The sequence below is a fragment of the Bradyrhizobium sp. BEA-2-5 genome, assembly GCF_032918025.1.
GTDB lineage: Bacteria > Pseudomonadota > Alphaproteobacteria > Rhizobiales > Xanthobacteraceae > Bradyrhizobium > Bradyrhizobium pachyrhizi.
Genome location: NZ_CP136629.1, coordinates 3,478,296 through 3,494,396, shown reverse-complemented (window position 1 = coordinate 3,494,396; position 16,101 = coordinate 3,478,296). Strand labels below are relative to the sequence as shown.

Genomic DNA, 16,101 nt, shown 5'->3' with positions numbered 1-16,101 from the left:
GTTTGGATCGGTAGCGCCAAAGCTAAGGGAAAGGCCCCGGCAGAAAATGCCGGGGCCTAAATTACATCCATCCAGGACGATCAGTATCTCGCGACGACCGGCCCGCCGAACCGATAGTTCAGGCGTATCGTCAGCAGATCCACGTCCTGTCCGATCCGGTTGGCGGCGCCGGCCACGATGGGATTGACCACCGAGAACGTGTTGTTGGCATCGCCCATGAAGAGACGGTCGTATTCGAGCCCGACGGACCAGTTCGGAGTGAAGCCGTATTCGAAGCCCACGCCGATCGTGCCGCCCCAACGGGTCGACGTTGCCGACGCCACCCCGATTCCGCCGACCGTGGTCCAGATGTCATAGCGATTGCTGGTGACCGCTGCACCGCCCTTCACGTAGAACAGCGCGGCATCCCAGGCCCAGCCGAGTTGGCCGGTGAAAAGGCCCAGTCCGTCGGTCTTCGTTGTCGTCGAGAACCTCGGATCGATCAGGCTGAGGCGCGAGCTCTTCAGGTCCGCCCAATCACCCTGTCCTTCCAGGCCGAAGACGAACTGGCCGGCCTGCCAGCGATAGCCGAGCTGTCCGCCGAAAACGCCACCAGAGCGTGAGCTGCATCCGTCGGCCACGACACCACCGACGGCAGGGATGAAGTCCCAGCAGGTGCGGCTCTCGCCCCAACCGCCGTTCGCACCGATATAGAAGCCGGTCCAGTTGTAGACCGGCGGAGGGACCGGCACAGGCGCCGCCTTGACGGCCATGTCAGCCGACAACGCCGGCGTGGCCATGCCGATAATCGCGGCGACAGAAAGCAAAAATCTCTTCATGGAATGATCTCCGGGTCTCTTCGCGTTAATCGAGAAAAGCAGTCCTTGCGTTCGCCCAATCGGGGCAGTGGTCGAAGCCTAGATGTGAGTCACGAAAAGCCACGTGCCAAAATGGCAACACTCAAGGGCAAACGAACAGCGTGCTCGGGCTCCGCGTTCAACTTCGGTGCAGCACGAAGCTCGCTCTGCCGAAGAGGAGCCGGCTCACTGTTCGACGAGCCAATCGGCAATGTTCTGCGAGGGGATCAATTGCCTGGGGAGGTGCGGATTGATGGTGCCGGCAAACACGACCAGCCCTTCGTCCAGTTTTGACCGTGCGAACGCCTTGGCTTCCGATTCGCTGGCAAATGTCCTGGTCTCGCGAGGACTGCGCGCCCTTCGAGCCAGCAGACCACGTCGGCGAATTTCATAAGTGACATACCAGATGGCCGACACCGCGACACCGGGCGAGAGCGAACAGCCCTAGCAACACACCATCCGGCCAGCGGCCGCGCCTTGACCTTGGTCAAGGGCCCGGACCGTAAAAATACGGGCACCGCGGTCCGAAGCAGTTCGATCAGAAGCGCGAGTGAACCGCGACGAGCCTGCCGACCGTTGGCACCGCCGGCTTCACCTCCGACCCGGGAAGAACGAGGATGCCGTCCGCTGCCTGCGCGTTCGCAACAACGATGATCAGCGCCAGTTCTTTTGCATCGCATTCATTACGGTGTCTGTCTTGTGCGACTTGCAGTACTTGCCGATGACCTTGCCGTTTCGCTCGACGTAGCGAAAATCGACGACAGTCAGGTTCTTCGATGCGCTGAAATAGCCCGACATCCAGGAGCTGACCAGCATTTGTCGTTCCTGATCCGACTCCAGCAATTGCTTGCAGGTAATGAGGGACAGATCGACGACGACCTGCGCTTTGGCCACGACGCTCGTGGCGAGGAGTGCAACGGTCGCAATTGCAAGAATCGATGGTTTCATTGTTATCTTCCAACCCTGTTTGATCACTGGCCGGCCGTAGAGCGCTCAAGACCGGCCATCACGGTCTGAGTGGGATTGGTCGCGCACCACGCCTTCACGCTTGCGACATTCCGTGCATACGCGTTGAGATCGACGAAGACGTATCCCTTCTTTTGATTGAACCAGCCACTCATCCAGGCAGAAAACACGGACGAATCGCCCGGGGACATGGCGAGGTATTGCGAGCAAGTTATCCGCGCCATATCGATGCTCGTCTGCGCTTGCAGCGGGCCCGACAACGCCGCACCGGCAAGAGCCAGGCATACAGTGATTTTGTTCATTTCGATTTCTCCCAAGCTCCGTGCACAGTGATTTCTATCCAGCAATCTGCGCCCTCACTGACAGACAAGGACCGGAGTCTTCGCTTGCGTCAGCACCTTGTTTGTCACACTGCCGATGAGGAGCTTGGAGAGCCCGCTGCGCCCGTGCGATGACATAACGATGAGATCGCAGCCCTTATCCTCGGCTGCTGCGATGATGGCTTGATGGGGGTGCCCGCTCTCGACCTGGCTTGTCTCGCAGGGAACGCCGGCCTCCCTGGCCGCGTGTGCGGCGCGATCCAGCGCGCTCGTGGCCTCTTCCTTGCGTATCTCGGCAAATCTCGCGAGCAAATCACGGTACCGCCCTCCTATTTCCGAGAGCGGCTCAACAACGAAGATGACCGATACTTTGGCTCCGAGAGATTTCGCCAGCGCCAATCCCTGCTTCACCCCTTGCTCCGCCAGTTCCGACCCATCTGTCGGAATGAGAATGTGCCGGTACATGCCTTCACCTCCCGGTTATCTGGATGACGTATCGCCGCCCGCCAAATGCAGGCTGAACCTGAGCCTCGGACCTGGCCTTGAGATAGATCAATCCATCGCTCAGCGCAGCGAGATCGTAAGCCCGCCCAGATTGGCGGCAAATTCCAGCCCTGCCTTCGGTCCCTTGAGCGCCAGCACCACCCCGTGTTCATTTCGCAGGCTCACCCCGCCCACGCCCCCAGCCCATGCGCCGCCTGCTCCGACCAGCGCGTAGCTGCCGGCGAAATCGTTGACGTCCCTGATGCCTGAGGCGGTGCCCTCCAGCCAGGTCACCGACGCACCGGCAGTCACGCCGAGGCTGAAGCCGGACGCGATGAACCGATAGTGCCGCCCGCGGTAGGTCAACGTGCCGCTGCCGCCGCCGCCGCCCACGACGAGCGCGGCCTTCACGAACTTGACCTGAACGTGGCCGACGGCCTGCGCGAAGCATGGCGCGACCGCCAGGACCGTCGCCGCAAGCGCCAGTATGACGGAACGGATCATGGATCGCGTCACTGCAGTCCCCTCCTCGCTCAGGGATTTGTCGGATCCGCTTTCTTCCAGGTCTGATCCGGATCGAAAACGATCATGCGCTTGGCGAGGAAATCGGTGCGTGAGCCGAGGTCCTTCTGGTAGACGGTGCCGGCGTGATTGACCAGGAAGGTCATGACGCCGGAATTTCCGTACTCCGCGGGCCAGGCGATCAACGCGAAGCCACCGATCATCTTGCCCTTGACCACGTAGTTGAGCGCGCCGCCCGGCGCATCGGACCCCTGCCCTTTGAGGATACGGAAGTAGTAGCCGTGATACGGCATGCTCTGCTCGCCGACCTTGTAGCCTTCCGCGGCGGCCTGGGCGGCCAGCTCGCCAAGCGGGCTTGGATACTTGTCGTCGCGCCAGAACAACCCGTCCGTCTTGCCCGGCCTGCTGACGATGCGCTGGGCATAGGCGCCCACACCCTCGCCGCGATCCTTCTCTGCGTATTCGTTCTGTGCGTCGACATAGGCAAGACAGGTCTGGATCGCGGCCAGCTCGTTGCGGCCGATCCTGCGGTAGAGGATTTCGCGACGTCCCGCGGCGGCGTCGAAACTCCAGCCGTCATTGTTGTTGACGAGCGGGATCGGGAACGGGAAATCGTCCCTCCCCAGAATCAAGATGGCTTTCTTGTTGCCGTCAGCCTTGATCGAATGCTTGGCGTCGTAGGCAGAAAGAAAGCTCTCTCGCGCATTGGCGTCGGCGACATCGTCGCCCGACTCGATGATATCGGCGGCATCGCGGCCCAGCACCTTCAGCATCGCCCGACTGGTGCCGGTCTTGACCGCGGTTGCCAAGGCAGACGCCGCGTCTTCCGGATTGGGGAAGCCTTGCTGCGCGCGTGCAGGAGACAGCAGCAAGGCGAGTGCTGTTGCCGCGGCCACGCCGATCGAGGCGATACGATCCAGTCGCGAGTATGAGGGGCCTGTCATCGTGATGCCTCCGACGGGAATGGAATCTTCGCGCCGGCGGCAAGCCAGTCGTGGTAGCTGCGGAACTTGATCCCGAGCTTGTCGTAATAGACCCTGAGATAGCCATCGGCGCCGCGCGTCACCGCCGCCGGCATGATTTGCTCGACCTCCTGCGCCATGACGCCGACATAGGCCTTGTCGCTACCGATATAGCTGAAGCGATAGTAGCCGAGCCCGTTGCCGAGATGGCCGAGCAGGACGACATCATGCTTCAGCGCGATGTCGGAACGTCGTCCACCGCCACCGCCGCCGCGGAAGCCGCCACCTCCGCCACCTCCGCGGAAGCCGCCTCCGCCGCCGCTGAAGCCACCGCCACCACGGCCGGCAAAACTTGCGCCGCCGCCGCCGCCGCGTGGCATGCTGGCCATACTCGATCGCCCGCGCGCCGATGCCGCCGCAGCTGCCCGTCCGGACGATACGTTCATGGCGCCGCCACGACTGCCACCGCCACGATTCGCCGCAGCCGCGCGGTTACCGGCAGCGCCGCGGTTGGCGGCCTTTGCGCGATCGCCACCGCCCCTGTTGCCGGCACCCGCGCGGTCGCCGCCCTTGGCGCGATCGCCTGCACCTGGACGGTCACCACCCTTCGCACGATCTCCGCCGCGGTCGCCTCCACGGTCTCCAGCGCGATCGCCCGCACGATCTCCGGCGCGATCACCCGCACGGTCGCCGCCGCGGTCTCCTGCCCGGTCACCTGCGCGATCTGCACCCGGGCGATCGCCGGGATTGAGAACCTGCTGACCGTCACGGCCGCGAAAGTTCATCCGATCGCTGGCACCGGCCCGATTGGTGTTGCCGCCGAAGCGCTGCTGGACGTTGCTGTTGTTGTAGCGCACGCCCTGACGATGTGTCGGATTATGCTGCCAGCCGGCGTTGATGTTTGTGGCCCGGTGATTGACGTAGACGTTGCGGTTGCCCCAATTGCAGCCGCCGCCCCAATAGTTGCCCCAGCGTCCGATCGCCCAGGCCGTACCGAACGCGAGACCCGCGGCGATTACGCCGGCGCCGATATACGACGGATATCCGAAGTAATAGGGAGGATACTCCGCATAGGGCCACGACCCATAGACCGTTGCCGGATCATAATACGGCACGTAGATCGCTTCGGGATCCGCCGACTGAATCACGACGACCTGCTTGTTCTCCTGGGTCTGAACGCTGACCTTCTGCTGCTTCGTCGTAACAAGCTTCTTGTTGTCATAGGCCTTGGTGCGCAGGCGCTGGATCGCGTCCATCACGTCCGGCTGCTGGGCAAGGAAAGCATCGCCCAGATTCTTGGTCCAATCGATCTTGTCGCTCATCATGGCGAGAACGTCCGCCGTGCTCGCGAGCGCCCTGACGCTGTCGTCCCAGGGCTGCTTGTCGACCTCAGTCTTCAGCGCATCCCCTTTCAGACTCTTGCGCTCCTTGACCCACCGATCGGCCTGCACGACCTCGAGCGGATAGGTCGACGCCGCCAGCACGTTGGCGAGCAGCGAGTCCGGGTAGAGCGCGATCGGCGCCACCAGGGCCTCCAGCTGTTCCGGCTTCAGGAGCTGATCGGTCGGCTGGGTTGCCGCAGCCGGCTGGCTAGCCTGGGCGGGCGGGCTGGTCTGGGCGGGCGGCTTGTCAGCCGTTTGCGCGAATGCGGCAACGGACGTCACCGAGACCAGCACAACCGCGAGCAGAGTCTTGCCCCAACGGACCATCGCGACCTCCATCGACACCAACGGTCGACAGCATCGGCCACGATCCCCTCCCCTCCTTGATCGAGATCAAGGAAACTGTCCTTCGGCTCAGCTTTCGATTTGGCTTCCGGCCTGGCCCGGCTGTCGCGACGCAAGGTGGATGCGGCGGTCGTGAATCAGGTTCTCGAGCCGATGGGCGGCAACGTTCACCGCCGTAACGGCACGCTCGGCCTTGTCATCCGCGACCGGCTGCTCGCGCTGCGTACGCAGCACCTGATCGATTTCGCGCTCGATCTCTTCGAGGTCCGACACACGGTTAGCCATCCGAATTCGTCCTGCCAGTGCATAAAGCGTGTCGAGCGCCTCCTTCCGGCTCGGTGTCTCGCTCGAGCGGAGAAACTTCCACGCCGCCGCGAGCACCGACGCAAGCCCGCCTGCGATCATCGGCGCCAGGAAGATCGCATTGCCCCATTGATCGAGAAAGCTCTCCCTGGTTCCCTCATAGACCGCTGCCGCCCCGGGATGCACGGGAATGTAGGCACCTGCATCGGTATCGGGCGTGGCGATCTGGGAGAGCGCCGGCAGTTCGGCGAGCAACTGTCGCCGCGCGTTCATGATCGACTGAGTCAGGTCGCTGATCACGTCATTCCCAAGCTTCTTCTGTGCCACCAGATAAAACGACGTCTGCAGCGTCGTCAGGTCATCAGCAGGAATGGGCGGCGAGCCGCGCAGGGTTCCCTTGGGTACGTCGAAGCTTTCATAGGCGCGCTCTTTCTCGGCGATGGCTCCGGCGGACTCGATGGCGATCATCACCGGGCCGGCTCGCGTGGTGCGCGCGAAGACATTGCGCAGCAGCGCAAGGTACTTTTCGGTCAAGGGAATGACGAGCAGGATTGCTCGTACTTCCTTGGTGTCGAGCGCCCGGCGCGCGTCCGCCGGGGCGAGCGGCTTGAACGTCACGCCCGCGCGCGTCAGATCGTATTCGTCGGTCAGCACCTTGATCAGCTTCTGATTGGCTTCGGCACCAATCACCCCGATCGTGGCGCGTTTCAACTCCGCCACGTCAGATATCGCAGCGCCGGGCGGCGCAACCAACAGGACGGTGGCATGGGCCAACACGATAACGGCCTGGGCCTGCGAGAGATCACCGACGTCTCCACGGACGACCGCGAGGTCTACCTTTCCGGACGCGAATGCCTTGGCGGACTCGAGCGGTCCCGGCGTCTGGACCAGGCTGAGCCGGACTGGCGCTTTCGACTGGGCGAACTTTCCTGCGATCGCCGAGACCAGTCTGCCGGCCTCGCCGTCCAGCGAACCAACCGCGATCGTCAGGGTCGTCGGCCGCTCGTACCAGCGATAGGCGAATAGGCTCGCGCCTCCAACCAAAAGCACAAGCCCGGCCACCAGGGCGATGCGCAATGACCTCGGCAACCTGCTGGGATCCACGGCGCGCTACCCAATCGGTCCGGCGTCAGCTGACAACGGTCCGGCGGCGCTGAGCCAGTGCGGGGACCGGACGCTAGATCTTGCAACGATGATAGTTGACCTCCATCCCATCGATGCCCGGGAACTGGCGCGTAATGGTATCGTCGTCGACGGCCTTAAGGAAGAACTGCACATTGGATACCATGATTCCGGACGCACAGCCGACGATGATGTTGATGGTCTGGCCGTCGTCCTTGCGCGATTTGATCTTGCAGTTCTCGAACTTGCTCCGGAGGCGATCGGGCTCGGCGATGAATCCGCCGCCATAGACGCCTGAGAAGTTCGTGAAGGTCAGCTGGTTCGCCCTGCCCTTGTGGGCGAACACTTTTCGGCATTGCTCGGCGCTCGTGGCCCAGGCACCCGTGAGATCGAAAGCGTGCGCGTAACCCGGCAATCCGAAGATCATGCCCGTCGCCACGATTGCGCGAAACTTGCAGTTCGGTTTCATATGCCGTCTCCCTGTTCGCGCCCGTCAGTGACCGCTTAACACCAGCGTCTTGATCGGCAGCAGCAGAGCTTGAATCCGAAGCAGCAAGGCATGAACAAGTGCAGTCGCGTCGACGGCGTGCAGGGCAAAGCCTTTCAACGTGCCGGTTTTCGGATCGGAAATCTCGTCATGGTTGCTGGTGTACGCATTGACGATGCAACTGCTGCCCGGTGTCACGCCGTCAAGGCCGCCCTTGTAAAGCGGCTCCAGGAACACGAGGATCGAACCTGGCTTTTGCAGGCTCTGCGGGTCGATCAACAGCTCGGTGGCCCGAAACTGGCCGGCGGCGATGAAATCCTGCACGCTGGTGACGACCAGCGGAATGATCACCCAGGGTTTCGACATGCAGGTGGCTTCCGCGACCATGCCAGGCTTCATCACCTGGGCCTCGATCTGCCCGAATCCCGCCTGCAACTTGTTGCGGCCCGCTTCGTCCGGTATCAGGATTCCGGCCGGCCGCATGATCTGGGCGACGAGGTCCCCGGGGCGAACGAGGAATTGCTCGACGCGGCCATTGACGCCGGCACGGACGAAGGTCTTGTCGAGATCCACTTGCGCCTGCGCCCGCGCGGCCTCGGCGCTCGCCTTCTCGGCCGGCAACAGCGTGGAGACCCGCAACGTCGCCGATTCCTTGACGGCGCTGGCGGCATCGACGCCGGACTGCCGCTGATCAACCAGCACCTGCAGCTTCTCGATATCGCGCTGCGGCACGATGCCGGGATTTCGGCGCTGCAGCTCGATCTTGACGTCCAATTCGTCCTTTGCCTGCTGCAAGGAGGCTTTCGCCTCCCCGATCTGAGCGTCCGCCTTGACGACGTCGGCCTGCGCCGCGATCAACGACGCATCGACCTCGGCGATCTTGCGCGTGGCGGTTTCGAGCGCGGCCTTCTGCTTCGAACTGTCCAGCGTGAACAGAACGTCGCCCTTCTTCACTGGCGCGGTGAAGTCGACATTGACCTCGACGACACGACCGGAGCCTTCGGGCAGGATCGGCACGGTCCTGAAGTAGATCGCCGCGGAGGTTGTCGAAGGATGAAAGTAGAAGATCATCGTGATCAGCGAAATCGTGAGCATCAGGCAGCCGGTGATCCCCCATCTCAGTTCGTACCAGACAGAGAAGAACGTGATCTCCTTGCCGAACCGCTTGCCTTGCCGATAGCGGCGGTAGAGGTAATCCGGCAGGATCGTCACCAGCGAGCAGATCATCAGCTCAAGCATGGTTGTGCACCTCTTGCTTGGCGGGCGTCCGGACGTCGGGACCGCCGCCAGGTACGGATTCAGCTTCCGGTTCGGCAGCGCCCGGCGTGGCGTCTGCTATGCGCTCGACGGAATCGGCGATGCTGCGCATCGGCGTGCCGAAATCCGGCAGATCGATGAGTGCCAGCAACAGGCCGGCGACCCAGAAGATATGCATGTGAGTGAAAAGCGATATCAGCCCGAGGACGGCGACGATCTCAAACTGAAGTTTCTGGCTCTTGTGCGCCATGCGCTCCGGCAGGCTGTGCAGCTTCCAGTACAGAGTGCCAACCCACAAGACCGTGGCTACGAGGAAAATGCCCATCACCACCATCAGGGCGTCCGACCCATCGGCGCCGGGAATGAAAAACGGCAGATGATGGGGGGCTGCCGGATGCATCTGTTCGCTCAAGCCAAGTCTCCCGGTCGCAATAACACCGCAGGCGAATCTTGATTGACACTGCTGACGATCCTATCGCGCTTGCTTGATCTGGATCAAGGAAGCCGGTCGGCTCATCCCTACCGTTCCGGGGGCAAGGTGGAAGATCGGGCTTAGGAGTCCCCAGCCATGCGAGACAAAATCGATGACCTGATCCCGAAGGCGCACGAGATCCAGAAGCAGGCAGCGCTGAAGGAAGCGGAGAAAGCCGAGGAGCACGCCAAGCGTGCGGCCGCTATCGAAGCCGAGAAGCGAGCGTTGATCGAGCGGCTGAGCAAGCCCTCCGGACTCAGCGAGGACGAGAAGGTCAAGCTGGCGTCGACGGTGATTCAGCGGGCGGTGCGCAACGGGCTGAGCGAAGTGCAGGTCTATCGCTTCCCCAATACGCTGTGCACCGACAAGGGGCGAGCCATCAATCAGATGGAGTCCGGCTGGGAGAAGACGCTGACGGGTATCCCCAGGGAAATATATCAGCTTTGGGCTGACTACCTGCAGCCGCGCGGCTACCGCATCCGCTATCAGATCGTCGATTACCCCGGCGGCATGCCCGGCGACATCGGCATTGTCATTGCCTGGGGTGATTAGTTGAAACGATGGACGGATATCCATGGCGAAAGACAAGCCGACTGGGAAGATGAAGCGCAAGGACTACGAGGAAGAGCTGCAGAAGCTGCAGGCCCAGCTCTGCCAGCTCCAGGATTGGGTGCAGGCGAACAAGCTCAGGGTCATCATCTTGTTCGAGGGACGCGATGCGGCCGGCAAAGGCGGAACGATCAAGGCCTTGACCGAGAAGGTCAGTCCGCGGGTGTTTCGCGTCGTCGCGCTTCCGGCGCCGTCCGATCGGGAAAAGACGCAGCTCTTCTTCCAGCGCTATATGGAACAGTTTCCCGCCGGCGGTGAGATCGTGATCTTCGACCGGAGCTGGTACAATCGCGCGGGGGTCGAATATGTCATGGGCTTCTGCACGCCCGCGGAGCACAAGCGGTTTCTCTCGCTCTGTCCCCAAATGGAGAAATACGTGATCGACGGCGGAATTATCCTGGTCAAGATCTGGCTCGAGGTCGGAATGGACGAGCAGGAACGCCGTTTCAGGGCCAGGATCGATGATCCAGTACGACAATGGAAGCTGAGCCCGATGGATCTCGAATCCTATCGTCGCTGGTACGATTATTCCCGCGCGCGCGACCTGATGTTCAAGGCGACGAGCTCGGAGCACGCGCCCTGGAACGTCATCCGTTCCGACGACAAGCGGCGGGCGCGGCTGAACTGCATTTCGTTCCTGCTCAAAACAATCCCTCACGGACGGGTCAGGCGCGACAAGGTCAAGCTCCCCAAGCGCTCCAACAAGGGGCGCTACAATGATCAGGCCGGACTGCGCGGAATGAAGTTCGTCGAGGAACGCTACTAGAGGTCCAGGCCGCGAAGGGCGCGGCCTGGACCTCTCCGGACCTATTTCAAACGGATGGAAACCCCGCCCACGGCGGCCGAGACTTCGGCGCCCACCTTCGGACCGCTGAGCTGCAGGATCACGCCATTGGCGTTCTGCAGTTGCACGCCGCCGGCGCCCGCGGCGATCGCCCCACCGGCGCCTGCGGCACTGTAGGAACCTTCGATCGAGGCAGGCCCTCTGAGATTGAGGGCGCGCCCGACCAGTTTGGTGGTCGAAGCGCCGATCGTGAAGCCGACGCTCATGCCCGACACCGTGAACGGATAGTGCTTGCCGCGCAGCGTCAACACGCCCTCGCCGCCTCCGACACCAACGATGAATCCACCCTTGGTGAAGATGACGGCGACCGAGCCGGTTTCAGCCAGTGACGGCGCGCTGAAGCCGGCCACTCCAATCGTCAGCATAGCAAGAGCTCCAATCAAACTCACTTTTCTCATCATGTCCCTCCAGGAACCGGTTGCGTTACGCCTTGTTGCGCAAGACTCATCGCCGCAAGAATGCGAAGACGCCTTGCGGAATCTCCCTCGTTTATGATGCAGCCTTGAACTTCGGCGCGGCCGCTCGCGGCTTGCCCATCCTGGCCAATGCCTCGGTGGTCACGAGCTTCAAGCCCTCCGCCGCGTCGTAGCCGTGGATCTCCTTCACATCGAGCTTGCGCATGAAGTCGATGGTTTCCTGCGTGATGACCTGGCCCGGCACCATGATCGGGAAGCCCGGCGGATACGGGATCACGAAATTGGCGGAGACGAGCTCTGGCCCGGCCTTCAGCCGCCGGTCGATCTCGGGATCGTCGAGGCGGATATGCTCGCACCCTGCCACGTCATAGGCGGCATAGAAGCCGGTGCGGATGTCGCCCTCATTCGTCTTCGTGCCGGCATCGCTGCGATAGGCGTCGTGGAAATGCGAGAAGTTGGGCAAGTCGGGGACGTCCTTCATCAGGCTCTTGACCCGCATGTCGAAGTCGACCCTGGCGTTCGCGCCGCCCTTGGCCAGGCCGCGATCGATTTCGCCGGAGATTTCGGCCAGCACCCGGACAAGATGCGCGACGTCGCTGCGGGTGTTGTTGATGTTGGACTGGACCAGCACCGAGTTGCGTGAGGTCTTGTTGACCTGGATGTTGTACTCGTTGGCGAGGATGCCCTTGAACTGGGTGCCGTCGTACCCCGCCGTGCCGCACACCAGCGTCATCCGGGTCGGATCGAGGCAGAACTCGTCCTCGTCCAGGCTCTTCAGGGCGCTCGCCCAATTGGTACCGGCCGCCAGATAGTCGGTGAACCCGCTTTGGCGATATTCCTTCGGCACCATGGCGTCCGCGCCGAGAACGCGGAAATACCTCGAAATCAACGGATTGGTGTTGACCGCATTGCGGATGGCGAACGCGATCTCCATGGCATTGGCCACCAGTCCATAGCCCTCGAGCTCCATCTGCCGGCGCGAGACGTCGAGGCTGGCGATCAGCTGCTGGTTCGGGCTGGTCGAGGCGTGCGTGAAGACGGCCTCCTTGAACTGCTGCTCGACCGTGTGGAATTCGACGTCCTTGACCGAGAGCATGGAGCCCTGCCGGATCGCCGACATCGATTTGTGGGTCGAGTTGGTCTGATAGACGCGCAACCGGATCTGGCGCGGATCGGGAATCAGCCGCGTCTTGAGCAGCACCTCGTCCGACGGGCTCTTGCCGAGCTCGGCCTGTTGTTTCTCATAGGCCGCGACCGACTTCGGATCGTGCATCCAGGCCTCGATCTCGTTGGCAGCCCCCATCGCCGTGCGCCGGCGCAGGAAGGGCGAGAAGCGCGCGAAGCCGAACCAGGCTTCGTCCCACAGGAAGATCAGGTCGGGCTTGATGGCGAGGCATTCCTCCATGACCCGCCGGGTGTTGTAGATGTGGCCGTCGAAGGTGCAGTTCGTGAGGTCCAGCATCTTGACCCGCTCGAGCCGGCCGTCCGCCTTCGCGTTCAAAAGCGCCCGCTTGATCGTCTGCAACGGCACCGCGCCGTACATCGAATATTCCGTCATCGGGAAGGCCTCGACATAGAGCGGCTGCGCCCCTGCGAGCACCATTCCGTAGTGGTGCGATTTGTGGCAGTTGCGGTCGACGATCGCGATGTCGCCCGGCGCGAGCAACGCCTGCACCGCCATCTTGTTCGAGGTCGAGGTCCCGTTGGTCACGAAGAAGACGCGGTCGGCGCCGAGCGCGCGGGCGGCCTTCTCCTGCGCCTTCTTGATGTTGCCGGTCGGCTCCAGCATGCTGTCGAGGCCGCCGGTGGTGGCGCTGCTCTCGGCCAGGAACAGGTTCGGGCCGTAGAACTCGCCCATGTCGCGGATCCAGTCCGACTTGAAGATGGATTTGCCGCGGGCGATCGGCAGCGCATGGAACGTCCCGATCGGGCGTTGTGCGTATTTCTTGAGGTTGTCGAAGAACGGCGTGTCGTAGCGATCCTGCACGCCCTCCAGAATTGAAAGGTGCAATTCGAGGATATCCTCGACCGAGTAGAATACCCGGCGCACCACATCGGCTTCGGGATTGCCGGCCAGCTCCTCAACGTCGCGATTGGACATGAGGTAGAGATCAAGCTCGGGACGCACCCGCTTCAGGATATGGGCCAACCGGAGCGCGGACGCATCGGACTCTTCGTTGAGCCCCATGGCACCGGTCATGGCACGAAGCACCGGCGCATCGTGTCGCGAGCGCAGCGCAAAGCCTTCATTGATCACCACCGCCGCAATGTTGGGGTTCAGCATTGCCGCACAGAAGGCGTCCTCGAGGTTGCCCACGACCACGGGCTCATAGATGAAGGCGTCGACCGGACGCCGCAGCTTGCGCCACTCCGACAAGAGTCCCGGCCAGTTGCTGGCCGGCACCCCGGTCACGATCAGGGTCTCGAAGTAAGGACGGCGCGCCGCCGATTGCCCCAGAGTTGGCGGAAGCAGATCAGGAACGTCGCCATTGCCCTCGTCCTGCGTGCTCCAGTCACCTGCATGCTGGCGGAAGGATTTTGTCTGAAGTGCCTGGGCGATCCGCGTCGCGAGCATATGCGAGGTGGCGGCGTCGCCCGCCGCCGCGGCTTCCTTCAACGCCGCCATCAAACGAAGGCCCGGATAGCCGTGAAACTCCTCCGTCACCGCAAGCGCCGTCAGCGCGGCGTCATACGCCGCACGGTTGCCGCCCCTGTTCCACACCTTCGCCGCCTCAACCAGATCGCGCCAATTGTCGGCTCGTCCGCCAGGCCCGGAGAAGAACTGGTCGATGCGCTGCTGTGCCGGCTTCGCGTTGTTGGCCATGAGTGTCTCCTGATCTCGTGATCTCAGCGCTGGTTCTGTCCAATCGTACAAACGGGGCCCACTGCGCCCTTTGATCCAAGTCAAGCTGCAAGCCGGATTGAGACAGCCCCCAAGCGCGCATGATCGCGACGCCTTGCGACGCAACAAGGCTGGAATGTCGCGGCGGTCCGTACGGCACGCTAGCCGCTTGCCTGCGGCTTCCTGTTGCTCAATACGCTGTCGAGCGTACGCGTCCAGTCGCCGCTATCGGTCTTGTCGGCAAGACCATCCGCCCGAAGCAGATCCCGCAACTGCGCGTGCGCGCCCACGATGCAGAATGTGATCTGGCGCGATGCGAGTTCCTGCTGAAGGTCGTGCAGCATGCGCGAGCCCGCAAGGTCGATGAACGGCGAGGCCGATAGGTCACAAGCCACCAGCTTGACGTCGGGCGACATCCGAAGCGCCGCCAGCACCGTTTCGAAGATCGTCTCGGCATTGACGTAAAGGAGCGAGGTCTCCGGGCGGAACGCGATGATCCCGGTCAGGGGCTCGACGTCATCGTGTCGCGCCCGGTCGGAATAGCGCCCGCTGCCGGCTTGACGGCCCAGAAACGCGATATTGGGCTGCGACGCCCGCAACAGCAGCAGGAAGATCGAGGCGACGGCCGCCAGCAGCACGCCCTGCAATATCCCGAGGAACAGCACGGACACCAGCGCGATGATAGCGGCATAGAAATCGATCCGGCTGATCCGCCACATTCTGGCGAGCGCCGCAATATCGACCAATTTGTAGACGGCTGAGAAAACGATCGCGGCCAGCACGGTCTTCGGCAGATTGGTCAGGAGGCTCGTGAAGAACAGCAGGCAGAGCGCGAGGGTTGCCGAACAGAACACCAGCGCCAGCGGCGTGCGTGCGCCGGCGGCGTCATTCACGGCCGACTGCGACAACCCGCCGGCGACGGGATAGCCATGCCCGACAGCCGCGGCGAGATTGGCCGCGCCGAGTCCCAGAAACTCTTGCCTGACATCCAGCGGATAGCCGTGCTTTGCCGCAAAGCTTCGCGCGGCGGACACCCCTTCGACATAGGCCAGCACGAGGCATCCGGCAGCGATCGGAAAGAGATCGTCAAATTCGAGCAGACCAAATGTCGGTAACGACATCGTTGGCAGCCCGGTCGGGATCGGCCCGGTCACCGGCAGTCCCATTTGCGCGAGCCCGAGCGCGGAGACCATCAGGATCGAGAGCGCGACCACCACCAACCCAATGGGCTTTCCCGGCAGTCTCTTCTCGCCAAGCAAGAGCAGCACCGTCGCAGTCAGACCGACGCCGAGCACCAGCGGCCTGGTGTCACCCAGCTGGCCGGCAAGCTTGATCACGCGGTCGAAGAAGTTGTGACCGCCTCCAGCGACGCCGAGCAGGCTCGGCAATTGGCTCATGATGATGGTGAGCCCGGCGCCGGCCTTGAAGCCAACCAGTATGCTGTCGCTGACCAACCGCACCAGCACGCTGAGCTTGAACAGCCAGGCAATCAGGCAGAGCACGGCGACGCTGAAGGCCACGAGACTGGCAATCTGCCCGTAACGCGTGGCATCGCCGCCGGCCAGTATGCCGACGGCGCCGGCGATCATCAGCGAGATCGCCGACGTCGGCCCGACCGCGAGTTGCCGGGACGAGCCCAGCAGGGCGTAGCCCACGCCGCCGAGCAGATAGCCATAGACGCCGATCTGCGGCGGTAGACCCGCGAGCCCCGCATAGGCCAGCGACACCGGAATCGCGTAGGCCGCCAACGTGACCCCGGCGATTGCGTCCGCCCCAAGCCAGGATGCCCGGTAGTCGGCGAGCCAGTTCGCCGGCGGAAACCAGCGCACCCAACTCGTCTCTGCCTGGATCGACATCAAGCCCGCCGTGTGACGCCACAATGTTCGCATGTGGTTGCGCCGGCGGGCCCGATGCGCGTTGATTCAGATCAAGC

17 protein-coding genes are annotated in these 16,101 nt (G+C 62.9%); 2 read left to right on the top strand and 15 right to left on the bottom strand.

Features of this window, described 5'->3' with window-relative positions; all coding sequences use genetic code 11:
- Window positions 1–80: 80 nt before the first annotated feature.
- The 12 genes from RX327_RS16110 to RX327_RS16055 form a co-directional block, all read right to left on the bottom strand.
- A complete protein-coding gene (locus RX327_RS16110) occupies window positions 81–818 on the bottom strand; it encodes an outer membrane protein (RefSeq protein ID WP_050386227.1) in 738 nt (245 codons plus the stop codon).
- Window positions 819–1,022: 204 nt separating this feature from the next.
- A complete protein-coding gene (locus RX327_RS16105; protein WP_028344998.1) occupies window positions 1,023–1,253 on the bottom strand; it encodes a hypothetical protein in 231 nt (76 codons plus the stop codon).
- 237 nt (window positions 1,254–1,490) lie between these two features.
- Window positions 1,491–1,784 carry an HdeA/HdeB family chaperone gene (locus tag RX327_RS16100; protein ID WP_050386228.1) on the bottom strand — a complete coding sequence of 98 codons (294 nt, stop codon included), beginning with the start codon at window positions 1,782–1,784 and terminating at the stop codon, window positions 1,491–1,493.
- A gap of 23 nt (window positions 1,785–1,807) precedes the next feature.
- Window positions 1,808–2,104: an HdeA/HdeB family chaperone gene (locus tag RX327_RS16095; RefSeq protein ID WP_028334156.1), complete on the bottom strand. Its 297-nt coding sequence runs from the start codon at window positions 2,102–2,104 to the stop codon at window positions 1,808–1,810.
- A gap of 54 nt (window positions 2,105–2,158) precedes the next feature.
- Complete coding sequence (locus RX327_RS16090; protein ID WP_050386229.1) at window positions 2,159–2,587, bottom strand: universal stress protein; 429 nt, start codon at window positions 2,585–2,587, stop codon at window positions 2,159–2,161.
- 99 nt (window positions 2,588–2,686) lie between these two features.
- Window positions 2,687–3,109 carry a hypothetical protein gene (locus tag RX327_RS16085; protein ID WP_050386230.1) on the bottom strand — a complete coding sequence of 141 codons (423 nt, stop codon included), beginning with the start codon at window positions 3,107–3,109 and terminating at the stop codon, window positions 2,687–2,689.
- A gap of 29 nt (window positions 3,110–3,138) precedes the next feature.
- Complete coding sequence (locus RX327_RS16080; protein WP_317250832.1) at window positions 3,139–4,071, bottom strand: DUF2950 domain-containing protein; 933 nt, start codon at window positions 4,069–4,071, stop codon at window positions 3,139–3,141.
- Window positions 4,068–5,798, bottom strand: a complete 1,731-nt coding sequence (locus RX327_RS16075; protein ID WP_317250831.1) for a DUF3300 domain-containing protein — start codon at window positions 5,796–5,798, stop codon at window positions 4,068–4,070. The genes RX327_RS16080 and RX327_RS16075 overlap by 4 nt, the downstream gene beginning before the upstream one ends.
- A gap of 87 nt (window positions 5,799–5,885) precedes the next feature.
- Window positions 5,886–7,196 (bottom strand): TAXI family TRAP transporter solute-binding subunit, encoded by a 1,311-nt coding sequence (locus RX327_RS16070; protein ID WP_244482438.1) that lies wholly within the window; start codon window positions 7,194–7,196, stop codon window positions 5,886–5,888.
- 100 nt (window positions 7,197–7,296) lie between these two features.
- Complete coding sequence (locus tag RX327_RS16065; RefSeq protein ID WP_244978539.1) at window positions 7,297–7,710, bottom strand: hypothetical protein; 414 nt, start codon at window positions 7,708–7,710, stop codon at window positions 7,297–7,299.
- Between the two features lie 24 nt (window positions 7,711–7,734).
- Window positions 7,735–8,967, bottom strand: coding sequence for an HlyD family secretion protein (locus RX327_RS16060; RefSeq protein WP_317250830.1), 1,233 nt, complete (start codon window positions 8,965–8,967; stop codon window positions 7,735–7,737).
- Window positions 8,960–9,397 (bottom strand): hypothetical protein, encoded by a 438-nt coding sequence (locus RX327_RS16055; protein ID WP_028334148.1) that lies wholly within the window; start codon window positions 9,395–9,397, stop codon window positions 8,960–8,962. The genes RX327_RS16060 and RX327_RS16055 overlap by 8 nt, the downstream gene beginning before the upstream one ends.
- Window positions 9,398–9,553: 156 nt before the next feature.
- Here RX327_RS16055 and RX327_RS16050 point away from each other — a divergent pair, with 156 nt between their 5' ends.
- Window positions 9,554–10,009, top strand: a complete 456-nt coding sequence (locus RX327_RS16050; protein ID WP_028334147.1) for a hypothetical protein — start codon at window positions 9,554–9,556, stop codon at window positions 10,007–10,009.
- A gap of 22 nt (window positions 10,010–10,031) precedes the next feature.
- Window positions 10,032–10,832 carry a polyphosphate kinase 2 gene (gene ppk2, locus RX327_RS16045; RefSeq protein ID WP_317250829.1) on the top strand — a complete coding sequence of 267 codons (801 nt, stop codon included), beginning with the start codon at window positions 10,032–10,034 and terminating at the stop codon, window positions 10,830–10,832.
- Window positions 10,833–10,873: 41 nt separating this feature from the next.
- Here ppk2 and RX327_RS16040 read toward each other — a convergent pair whose 3' ends face one another.
- The 3 genes from RX327_RS16040 to RX327_RS16030 all read right to left on the bottom strand — a co-directional run bounded on the left by RX327_RS16040 (window position 10,874) and on the right by RX327_RS16030 (window position 16,024).
- Window positions 10,874–11,308 (bottom strand): hypothetical protein, encoded by a 435-nt coding sequence (locus RX327_RS16040; protein WP_050386291.1) that lies wholly within the window; start codon window positions 11,306–11,308, stop codon window positions 10,874–10,876.
- Window positions 11,309–11,399: 91 nt separating this feature from the next.
- The gene (locus RX327_RS16035) at window positions 11,400–14,150 is read right to left on the bottom strand and encodes a decarboxylase (protein WP_317250828.1); all 2,751 of its coding nucleotides are present in this window, start codon (window positions 14,148–14,150) and stop codon (window positions 11,400–11,402) included.
- 179 nt (window positions 14,151–14,329) lie between these two features.
- A complete protein-coding gene (locus RX327_RS16030) occupies window positions 14,330–16,024 on the bottom strand; it encodes a SulP family inorganic anion transporter (RefSeq protein WP_317250827.1) in 1,695 nt (564 codons plus the stop codon).
- Window positions 16,025–16,101: the final 77 nt, after the last annotated feature.